Origin of the sequence: Curtobacterium sp. 18060, assembly GCF_902706105.1 — a bacterium.
Taxonomy (GTDB): Bacteria; Actinomycetota; Actinomycetes; order Actinomycetales; family Microbacteriaceae; genus Curtobacterium.
The window spans coordinates 1-13,928 of the sequence record NZ_CACSJV010000037.1; the positions used below are offsets into that span (position 1 = coordinate 1).

Annotated in this window: 16 protein-coding genes; 12 read left to right on the top strand and 4 right to left on the bottom strand. The window is 71.4% G+C overall.

The window, feature by feature from the left end:
- Both GVL05_RS14705 and GVL05_RS14710 read right to left on the bottom strand, forming a co-directional pair.
- A partial coding sequence (locus GVL05_RS14705) for a cytochrome c oxidase assembly protein (protein ID WP_235035999.1) occupies window positions 1-875 on the bottom strand: 875 nt, incomplete at its 3' end.
- Between the two features lie 148 nt (window positions 876-1,023).
- Entirely contained in the window at window positions 1,024-2,337 is a 1,314-nt protein-coding gene (locus GVL05_RS14710) for an acyltransferase (RefSeq protein ID WP_159573592.1), read from the bottom strand.
- 169 nt (window positions 2,338-2,506) lie between these two features.
- Between GVL05_RS14710 and GVL05_RS14715 the strand changes: the two genes are divergently transcribed.
- Both GVL05_RS14715 and GVL05_RS14720 read left to right on the top strand, forming a co-directional pair.
- Complete coding sequence (locus tag GVL05_RS14715; RefSeq protein ID WP_200849239.1) at window positions 2,507-3,040, top strand: Fur family transcriptional regulator; 534 nt, start codon at window positions 2,507-2,509, stop codon at window positions 3,038-3,040.
- Window positions 3,041-3,090: 50 nt separating this feature from the next.
- Window positions 3,091-4,620 (top strand): catalase, encoded by a 1,530-nt coding sequence (locus GVL05_RS14720; protein ID WP_159573593.1) that lies wholly within the window; start codon window positions 3,091-3,093, stop codon window positions 4,618-4,620.
- A 99-nt stretch (window positions 4,621-4,719) separates the two neighbouring features.
- On the opposite strand, the gene GVL05_RS14725 is transcribed toward GVL05_RS14720, so the two are convergent.
- The gene (locus tag GVL05_RS14725; RefSeq protein WP_159573594.1) at window positions 4,720-5,286 is read right to left on the bottom strand and encodes a GNAT family N-acetyltransferase; all 567 of its coding nucleotides are present in this window, start codon (window positions 5,284-5,286) and stop codon (window positions 4,720-4,722) included.
- A 104-nt stretch (window positions 5,287-5,390) separates the two neighbouring features.
- Here GVL05_RS14725 and GVL05_RS14730 point away from each other — a divergent pair, with 104 nt between their 5' ends.
- The 7 genes from GVL05_RS14730 (at window position 5,391) to GVL05_RS14760 (ending at window position 10,761) form a co-directional block, all read left to right on the top strand.
- Entirely contained in the window at window positions 5,391-5,675 is a 285-nt protein-coding gene (locus GVL05_RS14730) for a hypothetical protein (RefSeq protein WP_159573595.1), read from the top strand.
- Between the two features lie 40 nt (window positions 5,676-5,715).
- A complete protein-coding gene (locus GVL05_RS14735) occupies window positions 5,716-6,285 on the top strand; it encodes a hypothetical protein (protein ID WP_159573596.1) in 570 nt (189 codons plus the stop codon).
- A 209-nt stretch (window positions 6,286-6,494) separates the two neighbouring features.
- Entirely contained in the window at window positions 6,495-6,914 is a 420-nt protein-coding gene (locus tag GVL05_RS14740; protein ID WP_159573597.1) for a hypothetical protein, read from the top strand.
- The gene (locus GVL05_RS14745; protein WP_159573598.1) at window positions 6,914-7,957 is read left to right on the top strand and encodes a peptidoglycan-binding protein; all 1,044 of its coding nucleotides are present in this window, start codon (window positions 6,914-6,916) and stop codon (window positions 7,955-7,957) included. Before GVL05_RS14740 ends, GVL05_RS14745 begins: the two co-directional genes overlap by 1 nt.
- Window positions 7,948-8,550: an ABC transporter ATP-binding protein gene (locus tag GVL05_RS14750; protein WP_131880723.1), complete on the top strand. Its 603-nt coding sequence runs from the start codon at window positions 7,948-7,950 to the stop codon at window positions 8,548-8,550. Before GVL05_RS14745 ends, GVL05_RS14750 begins: the two co-directional genes overlap by 10 nt.
- Window positions 8,547-9,638: a hypothetical protein gene (locus GVL05_RS14755; protein WP_159573599.1), complete on the top strand. Its 1,092-nt coding sequence runs from the start codon at window positions 8,547-8,549 to the stop codon at window positions 9,636-9,638. The genes GVL05_RS14750 and GVL05_RS14755 overlap by 4 nt, the downstream gene beginning before the upstream one ends.
- A gap of 238 nt (window positions 9,639-9,876) precedes the next feature.
- Window positions 9,877-10,761: a VOC family protein gene (locus tag GVL05_RS14760; protein ID WP_159573600.1), complete on the top strand. Its 885-nt coding sequence runs from the start codon at window positions 9,877-9,879 to the stop codon at window positions 10,759-10,761.
- Between the two features lie 127 nt (window positions 10,762-10,888).
- On the opposite strand, the gene GVL05_RS14765 is transcribed toward GVL05_RS14760, so the two are convergent.
- A complete protein-coding gene (locus GVL05_RS14765) occupies window positions 10,889-11,674 on the bottom strand; it encodes an SDR family oxidoreductase (protein WP_123937517.1) in 786 nt (261 codons plus the stop codon).
- Window positions 11,675-11,801: 127 nt separating this feature from the next.
- Here GVL05_RS14765 and GVL05_RS14770 point away from each other — a divergent pair, with 127 nt between their 5' ends.
- The 3 genes from GVL05_RS14770 to GVL05_RS14780 all read left to right on the top strand — a co-directional run bounded on the left by GVL05_RS14770 (window position 11,802) and on the right by GVL05_RS14780 (window position 13,927).
- On the top strand, window positions 11,802-12,368 hold the full coding sequence (locus GVL05_RS14770; protein ID WP_123937518.1) for a hypothetical protein: 567 nt from the start codon (window positions 11,802-11,804) through the stop codon (window positions 12,366-12,368).
- Window positions 12,365-12,985 carry a signal peptidase I gene (gene lepB, locus GVL05_RS14775; RefSeq protein ID WP_123293649.1) on the top strand — a complete coding sequence of 207 codons (621 nt, stop codon included), beginning with the start codon at window positions 12,365-12,367 and terminating at the stop codon, window positions 12,983-12,985. The genes GVL05_RS14770 and lepB overlap by 4 nt, the downstream gene beginning before the upstream one ends.
- A 147-nt stretch (window positions 12,986-13,132) precedes the next feature.
- Complete coding sequence (locus GVL05_RS14780) at window positions 13,133-13,927, top strand: helix-turn-helix transcriptional regulator (RefSeq protein ID WP_159573601.1); 795 nt, start codon at window positions 13,133-13,135, stop codon at window positions 13,925-13,927.
- Window position 13,928: the final 1 nt, after the last annotated feature.

Below are 13,928 nucleotides of genomic sequence, written 5' to 3' on the forward strand. Positions count from 1 at the left end.
GCCAGCGTGCGCCGCGACGTGCGGCAGCGACGACCCACCAGCCGTAGGCGACCGCGGCGACGGCGATCATCACCGCGGACAGGGGATCGAACCGCCAGGTGCTCCAGAACTCGGGTGTCGACGGCGTGGGCCTCGCGGCGATCGGTCCGCTGCCACCGGATGAACAGCGAGATGAGCACGGGGATGTCCGCCACCTCGGCGATGAACCACAGCAGGTCGCCCGCCAGGTGCTGATCGCGCAGCGGCGACGGGAACCACGGCTGCCCCACGGCCTGCACCACCGACCCGTCGAGCACGTGGTTCGTGATCCGGAGCACGATGCCCGGCACCGCGTCGATCATCAGCTCCACGAAGGCGAGCAGGAACTCCGCGGTGACGAACGTCGACGACCGCAGCACCCCGGGTTCGGACAGCGGTGCGAGCAGCCCGAACCCGAGCATCGGGACCGTCACCGTGATCACGACGGCCCAGACGGACGATCCCCGCAGGGTCGCCGCGAACGGTGTCAGCAACAGGCCGAACAGGACGAGGGCGACGAGCGGCGCGACGATCGCGTTGCCGAGCAGGCGCACTGGACGCGACCGCATGGCGGCGTCGGCGGCGTGCGCGAGGTGATCCGGGCCTCCTGTCCGGAGCAACGAGACGGGCGCACCGAGCGCGGCGAAAGTGGGGACCGCGAAGAAGAGCAGGGCGGACCGCAGCACGAACGCCCACCGCAGCTGCTGGTCGTACACGCCGACGATGCCGAACTGCAGGATCCCGAACAGCACCAGTGCGGCGACGAACGCGAGGGTGCGCCACCAGGGCCAGCGTGCGCCGCGACGTGCGGCAGCGACGACCCACCAGCCGTAGGCGACCGCGGCGACGGCGATCATCACCGCGGACAGGGGATCGAACCGCCAGGTGCTCCAGAACTCGGGTGTCGACGGCGTCGGGTGCCTCCAGGGGATCGGCCTCGTGCCATCCTCTGCCCGGCGTGTGTGCCGGTGCAGGCCCGAGCGGCCCCGAACGGTGAGAACCGTTTCAGATCCGGGTGACGCCCCGGGCCGGCGTGGTCCGCGAGAGCAACCACACCCCGATCGGCACGGCCACGGCGCCGATGACCGCGATCCCGAACGTCAGGTGCAGCTGCATCACCAGGAACGCCGGACCGATCGTGCAGAGCGCAGCGACAGCGACGACCGGCCAGGACGGGCGGTCGGCCGAGGGCAGCAGCCGGGGGAGCGGGCGGTCGAACCAACGGAGCGCGCGAGCAACCCCGAGCGCGACGGCGAGCACCGCGACCAGCGCGATCAGCCGGGACGCCCACCACCCACCCGAGCCCGGCGACGGGAACGGCACCCCGACCAGCAGGGCGACCCCGTTCAGCGCGATGAACAGCGGCAGGTGCCACAGGTAGATGGTCATGCCGTCGCGGCCGAGGACGAACACGGCTCCGAGCGCGGCCCTGGTGCGCATCAGGCGACTGAGCGGGGCGTGCACGAGCTGGACCAGGCAGGCCTGCGCGATCGCGAGGAACGCCAGCGGGAGCATCGGCGGGTTGAGGTCCTGCAGCATGTCTGGTGCCCACAGCCCGATCGAGGTCATCGGGACGAGCAGGGCGTAGGCGACGACCGCCACCGCGAGCAGGAGCGCCTTCGACCGCCGCGCGAACCAGCCGTCGGCCCAGAGGAACCCGAGCTGCTGGGCGAAGAGCCACACCGGTCCGAGGTTGAGCAGTCCGACCTCGGCGACCCCGGTGGCCAGGCGGATCGCGTCGACCGCTCCGGCGAGCAGCAGCAGGACGCCGAGGGTGGCCCACGGTGCCCGCTCGTGCAGGCGCATCATCAGCGGCACGCAGCACTGCGTGATGCCGTACGCGGCGAGGAACCAGAGCGGTGAGCCGATGCCGAACGCGACCTCGGCGAGGAGGTCCGGCGGGGTGCCGGCGGCCGTCGCCACCCCGAGCCCGAGTGCGAGGAACACGAACAGCGGGACCGCCGGCCGGAACAGGCGCACCAGCCGGGTGGCCAGGTAGTCGCGCGCGGGGCTCGGTGCACCGCGGGCGACGGTGCTGCGCCAGCCGGTCGCGCTCGCGAAGCCGCCGACCACGAAGAAGAGGGGCATCACCTGCCCGACCCAGGTGGCGGCGACGTACCACGGGAGTTCCTGCAGGGGGCTCGTCACCCGGACCCCCTGGTCGTCGGCGGCGACGCCGACCATCGTGACGTGCACGATGACGACGAGGACGACGCAGGCCGTCCGGATGAGGTCGACGACCAGGTCCCGCTTCGCGATGATCCCCCGGACGTCCGGTGCGCTGTTCGCCTGTTCAGACAGGCCGTGGCTCGTGGACATGTCGGGACGTTAGCGTGCAGACCGATCGTTCCAGCGTCCCTCCAGGTGATCGCCGCCAGATCGTGACACGTCGCATACCGGTCGCGGAATGTGTTCCGACGAGTACGCGCCACGACGGCTCGTGTACAGTGAACGTGTTGTCTTGATTCCTGCAAAAGAAAGGCTCAGCATGGACGCCGACGCCGATCTGCTCCGCACCTCGGGCCTCCGGGTCACGACGCCGCGACTCGCGGTGCTGCGGGCCACCGAATCGATGCCGCACGCCACCGCCGACGACATCGTCACGGCGCTCACGGCGGAGCTCCCGACGACCAGCCACCAGGCCGTGTACGGCGTGCTCGCCGCGCTGACCGGCGTCGGCCTCGTCCGACGCATCGAGCCGGCCGGCAGCCCCGCTCGGTACGAGCGACGCACCGGTGACAACCACCACCACATCGTCTGCACGCTGTGCGGCGCGATCGAGGACGTCGACTGCGCCGTCGGACACTCGCCCTGCCTGACCCCGTCGGACGCGCACGGCTTCGCCGTCACCACCGCCGAGGTCACCTACTGGGGCATCTGCGAGCGGTGCGCCGCGGCCGAGCGTGACGACGCGGGCGATGACGCAGCCGGCGACGCAGGCGCCCCGGGCGCAAGCGCAAGCGCAGACGAGCTCGACGCAGCCGGCGACGCAGCCGCGCCCGACGCCCCGCGCGTCCCCTGAACCACCCGAGCACCCCTGACCGAACCAACCGTTCCACCCAAGGAGGAACCGTGTCCGACCAGAACACGACGCCCGGCCAGCCGGCCGGCACCCCCACCACGACCACCAACTCCGGCGCTCCCGTCTCGAGCGACGAGCACTCGATGGGCGTCGGGGCCGACGGCCCCCTCGCGCTCCACGACCACTACCTGGTCGAGAAGCTCGCCCAGTTCAACCGCGAGCGCGTGCCGGAGCGCGTCGTCCACGCGAAGGGCGGCGGCGCCTTCGGTACCTTCACCGTCACGCAGGACGTCAGCAAGTACACCCGCGCCGCGTTCCTGCAGCCGGGTCAGCAGACCGAGATGCTCACGCGCTTCTCGTCCGTCGCCGGTGAGCAGGGTTCGCCCGACACGTGGCGCGACCCCCGCGGTTTCGCGCTGAAGTTCTACACGTCCGAGGGCAACTACGACCTCGTCGGGAACAACACCCCCGTCTTCTTCATCCGTGACGGCATCAAGTTCCCGGACTTCATCCGCTCGCAGAAGCGCCTGCCCGGCTCGCACCTGCGCGACCACGACATGCAGTGGGACTTCTGGACCCTGTCGCCCGAGTCGGCGCACCAGGTCACCTGGCTGATGGGCGACCGCGGCCTGCCCGCGTCGTGGCGCGAGATGGACGGCTTCGGCTCGCACACCTACCAGTGGATCAACGCCGAGGGCGAGCGCTTCTGGGTGAAGTACCACTTCATCACCGAGCAGGGCCACAAGACCCTGACGCAGGAGGACGCCGACCGCATCGCCGGCGAGGACGCGGACTTCCACATCCGTGACCTGCACGCCGCGATCAAGCGTCAGGACTTCCCGCGCTGGACCCTCAAGGTGCAGGTCATGCCCTACGAGGACGCCGCGACCTACCGCTTCAACCCGTTCGACCTGACGAAGGTGTGGCCGCACGCGGACTACCCGCTCATCGAGGTCGGCACGATGGAGCTCAACCGCAACCCGGAGAACTACTTCGCCGAGATCGAGCAGGCGACCTTCGCCCCCTCGAACTTCGTTCCCGGCATCGCTGCCAGCCCGGACAAGATGCTCCTCGCGCGCATCTTCAGCTACGCGGACGCCCACCGCTACCGCGTCGGCACCAACCACGCGCAGCTGCCGGTCAACGCCCCGAAGAACGAGGTGCACTCGTACTCGAAGGACGGCGCGATGCGCTTCGACTTCCAGAAGTCCGAGGTGCCCGTGTACGCGCCGAACTCGCTCGGTGGCGCACACGCCGACCCGACCGCGACCGACGACGTGCCCGGCTGGGAGTCCGACGGCGCGCTGCAGCGTTCCGCCGCGACCCTGCACCCGGAGGACGACGACTTCGGTCAGGCCGGCACGCTCGTCCGAGAGGTCCTCGACGACGCCGCCCGTGAGCGCCTGGTCGGCAACATCGCCGGTCACGTCTCGAAGGTGACGCGCGACGACCTGCGCGAGCGCGTGTTCGCGTACTGGACGAACGTCGACGCCGACCTCGGTGCGCGCGTGCGCGCCGCGGTCGTGCCGAGCGCGCCGGGTTCGAACGAGGACCCGGAGACGGTTGCGGTCGAGGCGTAGTCCGGTGGACGCGGGGGCGTGAGCCCCGGTCCACCACCTGACGGACGGGAGGCACGGTGCCAGCTGGCACCGGGCCTCCCGTCCGTCTGTCGTTGCGTTCTAGACCTCTTGCCCGTTCAGCCAGATCGGGCCGGCCGGCCAGTCCTCCAGGGCTGCGGCCACCGGCCGCACCATCCAGCCGCCCTGCTCGGTGTTCGTGATACCGGCGCCCTCGGCGGTGAACGCCGAGAAGGTGCCGACGACCTCGGGGAACTCGTGCCAGCCGAGCTTCGCGTAGAAGGGGATGCGGTTCTCGCCCGCGCCGAGGAAGCCGTACGGCACCGCGAGCCCGTCGAGCACGGCGTGCGTGCGCTCCATGAGTTCCCGGCCCTTGCCCGATCCCTGGAGCCGTGGCGACACGGCGACGAGGCCGGTGTCACCGACCAGGACGTCGCGCCCGCCGACCGTGATGAACATGCGGCGGATCCCGACGTGCGCCAGGACGACGCCGTCTTGGTCACGGGCCAGGACCCGGCGTTCGGGCTGCATGCCGGACCAGCTGCGGCCGCCCACGTACCAGTGGGACCAGTCCGGGAACGCCTGCGCGAGCAGTGCTGCGATCGCTTCGTGGTCCGGGAGTGAGAGGGAGCTCTCCTCGACCACCTCCCACCGGATGTCATCAGTCACGCATCCATCCTGCACGGATGTGGTGGGTGTCGTTGCGTTCTCGTACTGACCGGTAATACGTTAACGGTGACTTCGGGCTGATGTCGCGATGAAAGGGGAGATCGATGTCGATCAAGAACGTCGTGCTGGGTGCGGTCGTGCTGGGGAGTGTCGTGGGCGGCGGGATCGCGGTCGACACCGTGACGGCGCCGGAGGCGAGTGCTGCGACGTGCTGGCGGAAGGTGACGCAGAGCATGGGCTTCAACGAGTCGGGGTGTGGTCGCGCTCAGCACTTCAACCGGCTGAAGAGCGGGACGATGAAGTGGGGGAACGTGGTCGGTGGCAACAAGTGGTCCTACGAGGCTGCCTGCTGGACCAACATCGCCCAGTACGGCATGGTCCGGGCCTGACGCGGTGGTTCGGAACCGTGCTCGGGGAGCATTGGTCGTCGTGGTGATCGCCGCCACGGGGCTCGCCGGCTGCGCCTCCGCAGATGCTGCGCCCCGGGTCGTCGATCCGTCAGGCTTCTCCGCGGCCGGGCCGTGGGCAGATGAGTTCGCGGAATCAGCCTCCGATACCAGCCCCTACCAGCGACAGATCCTCTCGGACGGAACGATCTCGGCGCGGGAGGTCGCAGATGCCCAGTCCCGCATGAGCGCATGCATGCGGGATCTCGGCTACGACTACACGACAGCAGAGGACGGCACGTCCGAAGCGTCGCCGCTCCCGGGGCGGAAGGCTGAAGACGCAACGGCCATCAACGATTCGAAGTCGAAGTGCGCGAAGGACTTCGACAGCGACGTGACGTACCTGTTCAACGAAGTCCGGCGGAACCCGGAGAAGCAGGACGAGGCAACGATCACCGTCGCGTGCCTCCGTGCCGCGAGACTCGTCGACGACACGTACACCGAACGTGAATGGCGCACCCAGAACGACGACGGGAACTTCTCCTTCTCGCCGTGGGACCCCGCAGCCGTACAGTGTCGACTGGACCCCCTCGGGCTCTGGCGGCAGCAATGACCGGGGTCTTCGCTGTGCCATCCGTCGTGACGGCGGGACTCGCCCTCCTCGTCGGCTCTGCCCTTGCGCTGTCTGGCTGCTCGGCGGGTGACGCGGACACGCCGAGGCCCTCCGAGCGGGCTCCTGCGTCGCTCGAGGCGGCGGGACCGTGGGCGGATGCGTTCCTCGAGGCGCTCGACGCGGACGTGTCCGACTCGGAGGCGAGGGTCTTGGCTGACGGTCGGGTCACGACCCAGGAGCTCGAGGACGCTCACGCGAAGGTCGACACGTGCCTCCGCGATTCCGAGCTCACGATCTCCTACTTCGCGGACGGCGGGTTCGAAGTGGGAAGCACGGTGGGCAAGTCGCCGAGCAACGACATCGGGAGGACCAACAAGATCCTCGAAGCGTGCGAGTCGAAGTTCGACCAGAGCATCACGTTCCTGTTCGAGGAGACGCGCAGGAACCCCGGCAAGCTGGACGACGCGAAGATCACCGTTCCGTGTCTGCGGAAGGCCGGCCTCGTCGGACCTGACTACACCGAGGAACAGTGGCGGAAGGACCAGGACGCCGACCTCTTCCCCTTCGACTCGATGGGCGAGCAGGCGAAGCAGTGCGCCCTTGATCCGCTCGGGCTCTGGCGGCAGTGATGCGCTTCCCGTCTGCCGCGCTCCTGGCGCTCGGGGCGATGGTGGTCGCGGCGGCGACGGCCGCCGCCATCGTGGTCGCTGTGCCGGCCGAGGTCCCGGCTGCACTCCGGACGGCGGCCCCCACGAGCACCGTCCGGGTGACCGAGCGCACCGATGCCGATGAACGACAGGTGCAGCTCGCACTCGCCACCGGTGCCCCACGGGCGGTCGTGACGTCGCGGACCGGCACGGTGACGACGTCGACGTGCTCGACCGGGGCGCCCGTGCGGAGCGGGGACGTCCTCGCGCGGGTCGACGGGCGGCCGGTGATCGCGCTCGCCAGTGACGAGCCGCTGTGGCGCGACCTCGAGCTCGGCGACCGCGGGGCCGACGTCACGGGGCTGCAGCGGGAACTCACGCGCCTCGGTGCCGGACTGAGCATCGACGGCGTCCTCGGGCCGGGCACGCTCCGAGCTGCGCACCAGCTCCTGGTCGACCGAGGTGTCGACCGCGACGACCTGCCCGACGACGTCGTGCCGCGGGACCCGTTCGCATGGGTGCCAGCCGCCGAGAACGCCGTCCTGGCGTGCGTGGCCGTCGTCGGGGCAGCGGTCGGCGCCGACGGTGTCCTCGTCGAACTCCCGGCCGAACTCCGCGGTGCGCGCATCGAGGCGCTCCCGGTCGATCCGGCGCCGGGGGAGCGCGTGCTGCGGATCGGGAACGCCGACATCCCGATCGACGCCGCCGGGGTGGTCTCGCCGCCGACGGACCTCGCTGCGATCACCGCCCTGCCGGAGTACGCGGCGACGGTCGCTTCGGCGGACGGCGCACCGACGGTGGCCGCGACGTGGACGCTCAGTCGCCCGCGGACCGTCCAGGTGGTGCCGCCGACGGCCCTCTGGGACCTCGAGGGCGACCGGGCGTGCGTGCAACCGACGACGGGGCGGCCGCTCCGGGTCCAGGTCCTCGGGTCGGAACTCGGGCAGTCGTTCGTCCGGGTGCCCGGCGGACGAACGCTCGACCGGATCCGTGCCGCGCCGGACCGGTCCAGCTCGTGTCGGTGACGCTCGAGGGCGTCGGACATGTCTGGCCGAACGGCACCGTGCTGTTCGACCGCGTCGACCGCGCCTTCGCCGAGGGGAGCGTGACCGCGGTCGTCGGGCCGAGTGGCTCCGGCAAGTCCACGCTGCTCGCGATCCTCGCCGGGATGCTCCGTCCGACGCGCGGTGCCGCCGTCCGTCCGCCGGGCTGTCGGCCGCTCTGGGTCTTCCAGAACCCGTACGGGGTGGCCCGCCGCCGCGTGCTCGACCACGTCGCGCTGCCGTTCGTCGCCCAGGGCGCGGATCGTCGGACCGCGGACGTCCGGGCACTCGAGGTCCTCGAGCGCTTCGGGCTCGGTTCGCGGGCGCACGCGCGGTTCGCCGAACTGTCCGGTGGCGAGGCGCAACGCCTGATGCTCGCGCGCGCGATCGCGAGTGCGCCGGGTCTGATGCTGGTCGACGAGCCGACGGCGCAACTCGACCGAGCGACCGCGATCGAGGTGAACCGTGGGATCGGTGCGCTCGCCGCGTCGGGGACGGTCGTCGTCGTCGCCACGCACGACGACGCGACCCGTGACGCCTGCGACGGAGTGCTCGACCTCGGGCGGTACCGATGAGCCCCCGCCGGATGCAGGTGACCGAGGTCTGGCGGGAGGCGTGGCGCGACATCGCTTCCGGAGCTTCATGGGCAGCCGTGACCGCTGCCGTCCTCGCGGTGCTGCTCAGCGGTGTCGTGGGTATGCGTGCAGCTGCGGTCGCCGGTGACGTCCGAGCGGCCGCGGTGTTCGTCGCGAGCGGTGCAGCGACGACCGTCCAGCGCGCCGAGGGCCGGATCGACGGCCGCGTGTGCGATGCCCTCGCGGATGCCGAAGGGGTCATCGTATCCGGCGCGTTCCGTCGCCTCGACGCCGGGGTCGTCCCCGCCGCGCTGCCGGGCTCGGCGATCCCGACCTACGAGGTGACCGCCGGGGTGCGTGGCCTGCTCGGTGGCTCGGCTGCCGACGGGGCCGCGGGAGTGATCATCTCGCCCACGGTGCACGAGACCCTGGGGCTTGCTGCCGGCGATCGCCTCGTGACGGTGGGCGGCGCGGGCACCGGGGTCGTCGGTGTGTACGACTACCCCGACGACGGCCGGGACCCCGACCTGGAGTACGCGGTCCTCGCGCCGACGGTGGACGACGGGTCGCCGTTCGACGCCTGCTGGGCGACGGTGTGGCCGCAGCGCGACGACACGGTCTCGATGCTCCGGCGCACCGTCCTGCCGGCGAGCGGTGCCGAGGGCGAAGACCGACCCACCGCCGGGCAGCTCAACCCGACCCTGGGCGCGGTCTTCACCCCCGCGGCGCGGCAGCCAGTGCTCGTCCCGTTCGGGGCAGCGGCCCTCGTGGGGCTGACGATCGGCGCGGCAGCGGTCGCACGGCGCCGGCTCGCCCTGGCCTCCGACCGGCACGTCGGGGTACCGCGGAGCGCGCAGGTCCTCGGAATCGTCCTGCAGCACCTGGTTTGGGGATCGGTCGGGGCCCTGGTCGCGACGAGCGTCGCGGTGGTGTCGGTGCGTGGCCTCGACGTCGACGACGCGCTGCCGATCGTGCGCGAGGCGATCGCGATCGTGTCCCTCGGGCTCGTGGGCGCGCTGCTCGGCGGTGCGCTCGCCGCGGCCGCGATCCGCGAGCGCGCGCTGCACCGCTACTTCCGCTCCCGCTGACCGCGGCCGGCGGGGCGGACGCGCACCGGGCCTCCCGTCGCTTGCCCGCCCCGTTCGCTGCGCGCCCCGTCCGCTGCGCGCCCCGTTCGCCAAAGCGACAGATTGCCGCGAACTGTTCGCGGAGATCTGTCGCTTTGGCGGGTACGTCGCACCGGGATGGCGTGGATCTGTCGCTCTGGCGCGGGCGACCGACGCCCATTTGGTTGACGCGTCAACCAAATGGGCGCACACTGGTGCCATGCACACGCAGGACCTCCTCGCCGCCGACACCGGGATGGGTGCCGTCACCCTCCGCGTCGCGAACCTCGACCGGATGATCGGTTACTACCGCGACGGCGTCCAGCTCTCGCTGCTCTCGAACGAGGGCGGCGTCGCCGTGCTGGGGCGACCGGGCGCCGGTGGCCTGGCGGTCCCGATCGTGATCCTCGAGCACGCGCCGTCGATGCAGCACGCCGGCCCGCACGACGCCGGCCTGTTCCACACCGCGATCCTGTTCGACACGAGGGCCGACCTGGCCGCCGCGCTGTACTCGGTCGCGACGAAGTTCCCGCAGACCTTCACCGGCAGCGCCGACCACCTGGTGAGCAACGCGTTCTACTTCACCGATCTCGAGGGCAACGGCGTCGAGCTGTACTGGGACCGCGACCGCACGGAGTGGTCGTGGACGCACGGCATGGTCGACATGGACACGAAGTACGTCGACCCGAACGCGTTCCTGCAGGAGCACCTGACGGCCGACGCGGTGGAGTCCGCGCCGAACGCGCCGGGTCGGGTCGGCCACGTGCACCTGTCGGTCGGCGACGTCGCCAGCGCGAAGGACTTCTACGTCGACAAGCTCGGCTTCGCCACGACGGCCGGGTGGGGCGAGGCACTGTTCGTCAGCGCCGGCGGCTACCACCACCACATGGCGATGAACACCTGGAACTCCCGCGGCGCTGGGCGCCGCCAGCTCGCGCTCGGGCTGGGGCTCGTGCGGATCGAGGTGCCCGGGTCGGACGACCTCGGTGCCCTCGTCGCACGCATGCACGACACCGGGGTGCAGACCGCCGACGACGGCCGGACGGTCGCGTTCGAGGACCCGTGGGTGAACCGCATCGAGGTGACCGCGCCCGGTCGCGGCTGACGCTGTCCGCCGCGGGGCGGCCGAGACTCGGGCTGCGCGACACTTCTCGCGCCCGCAGCCACGAGAAGTGTCGCCGACCCCGAGACTCGGCGCCGGCCGCCGCCCGCCGGCTGCCCGGCCGCGCGGGTCACGCGCGGTTCGAGATCCCGCCGTCCGACGTCAGCAGCTGCCCGTTCACCCAGCGTCCCTGCTCCGAGCAGAGGAACCCGACGAGTGCAGCGGTGTCCGACGGTCGTCCGAGTCGGCCGAGCGGCGTGCCCTCGACCGCCCAGCGCTTGACGTCGTCGGACATCCACCCGGTGTCGTTCGGGCCGGGGTTCACGACGTTCGCGCTGACGCCGAGGCTGCCGAGCTCCTTCGCGGCACCGAACACGAGGCGGTCGAGCGCCCCCTTCGACGCCCCGTACGGCAGGTTGTACGCGATGTGGTCGCTCGTCAGCGCGACGATCCGCCGGCGGTCCCGCGGTGCGGCGTCGCCAACTCGTTCGAGTGCGGCCGCGTACGCCTGCACGAGCAGGAACGGCGCGCGGGCGTTGACCGCGAAGTGCCGGTCCCACGACTCGACCGTCGTGGTCCGGACGTCCGAGTCGACCGATTCGCAGTGCGACATCACCAGCGCGGTGACGGGGGCGCCCGCCTCGGTCTCGGCGCGGCCGACCAGGGCGGCCGCCTGGTCCGGGTCCTCCAGGTCGACCGGGAGGCGCGTCACGCGTGCACCCACCGACTCGCACTCCTGCACGACGGATTCGACCCCGTCGGGATCCGCCCCACCGCTCACGCGGTCGTCGTACGGGCCCCACCACGAGATGGCCAGGTCCCAGCCGTCGGTCGCCAGACGGGTGGCGAGCGCCGCGCCGATGCCGGCTCTGCGGCCCACGCCGGTCACCAGGGCGAGTGGTCGTGCGGACGTCATACGGGCCTCCTGTCCGGTGCGCCGTCGCACCGATCGCCACCCAGTCTGCCGGAACCGGCCACGCGCGTGGCCATCGCACTCGGTGTCCTGTCGGCGAGGACCGGCACGCGAGGGCCAAGATGGACGGATGCCACGCACACGACCACCGCTCGGACGCGGACGCGGACCCCGCGGCGGTCGTCCGGACCCGCGCGACCTGCCGATCGAGCACGTCCGCGACCGGATGTCGTCCTACATCTACGGCAACATCACGGTGCTCGCCGCCGCGATCGCCGTCGACCCGGCCGCCATCCACCACGGGTCGGCGATCTGGGCCGTCCTGGCGACCGCGGTCCTGACCTACCTGGCGCACGTGCTCGCGCACCTGGTGGCGCACGGCCTCGGCGGCGACGACTCCCAGACGGACGACGCCCGCCGCGAATCGGTCGTGACGATCATGCGGAACGCGAACCCGATCGCGACGTCCGGGCTCATCCCCGCGGTGCTGTACGCGGTGGCGTGGATCGGGTGGATCCCGACGGGGTGGGCGCAGACGGCCGCCCTGGTCATCCTGGTCGTGCGCATCGGCATGGTCGGCGTCTTCATGCAGCGGTTCAGCGGCAAGCGGCCCACGTTCCTCGGGCTCTGGGGCGGCATCGTGCTGGCTGCCGTGGCGTTCGTGATCGGTCTCGTGAAGGTGGTGTTGACGCATTGAGCGCCACCGAGTCCGAGCCGAAGCCGAAGCGGGCCGGCTGGAAGTTCCTCCGCGACCTCGTCGTCATCGTCGTCGTGGCGCTGCTGGCGTCGTTCCTGGTGAAGACCTACCTGGTCCGGTCCTTCTACATCCCGTCCGCGTCGATGGAGAACACGCTGCTGATCGGCGACCGCGTGCTCGTCAACGAACTCGTCCCCGGCGCCGTGCCGCTGCAGCGCGGTGACGTCGTCGTGTTCCAGGACCCGGGCGGCTGGCTCGGCACCGGGCAGGGCGACGACCTGATCAAGCGCGTGATCGGCCTGCCCGGCGACACCGTCTCGTGCTGCGGCACCGGCGGACACCTGTCGGTGAACGGCCACCCGGTCGACGAACCCTACGTGGTGCCCGAGATCGGGTCGGACCGGGTCTCCGGCACCGACTTCGACATCACCGTGCCGAAGGGGCGCATCTGGGTGATGGGCGACAACCGGTACAACTCGGCGGACTCCCGCGTGCACGGCACGGTGCCGGTCGACGACGTGGTCGGTCGTGCGTTCATCACCACGTGGCCGGTGTCACGGTGGACCGTGCTCTCGCGGTACGCCGACGAGTGGGACCAGGTGCCGGACCCGTCCTGAGCGGCCCTGAGCTGCCCTGAGCGGCCTTGAGCGGTCCGGGGCGGTCGTTGCCCGCCCCGGTCGTCCGGTGCGGTAGCGTTCCGATTCCCGTGTCGGACCGTCCGCAGCGGGGTGAGCGGAGGCACTGTTCCGATGGACGCTGTGCCCATGGACTACGTGACCGGGGGTGACGCAGAGCTGTCGATCCGGCGCATCGGGACGCACGGACACCGCTCCGGCACGATCGGCCCCCGACCGGACCACGTGGTCTTCTGGCTCGCCGACGGCCGTGCCCGCCTGACCGCGGACGACGGCTCGAGCTGGGACGTCGGCGCCGAACGCCCGATGATGCTCTCCGCCTCGGTGGCGTACGGCTTCGACACCGACGCCACGGCGATGACCCTGCTGCACCTGTCGCCGGCGTTGCTCGGCGGCGGCGGCGGTCCAGCGGCCGAGTTCCGGCAACCGGACGCCGCCGACCCTCGGATCGAACCCCTCCGAGCACTGCTCCGCGACGTCACCGGTCGCGTCCTCGACCCCGCGCTGCCGGTCGACGAGCGAGCCGCCCTGAACCGACGCATCGCGACGGTCGTGCTGTCGACGTTCTCGCCGTCACGGTCCGACGTCGAGCACCGGATGCGTCGTGCGATCCGCTTCGTGCACGACCAGGCCGACCAGCCGCTCTCGGTGGCCGACATCGCGGACTCGTGCGGCCTGAGTGAGCGCGGCGTGCAGGACCTCTTCCGCCGGCGGCTCGCGGTGACGCCGATGCAGTACCTGCGCGAGGTCCGGCTCGACCGGGTCCACCTCGAACTCGGCCGATCGCGTTCGGGCGGGCTGCTGGTGAGCGACGTCGCCCGGCGCTGGCAGTTCACGCACCTCGGGCGCTTCGCCGCCCACTACCGCGCACGCTTCGGCGAGCAGCCGCACGAGACGATCACACGGGGTCCCGGCGCAGTCTGAA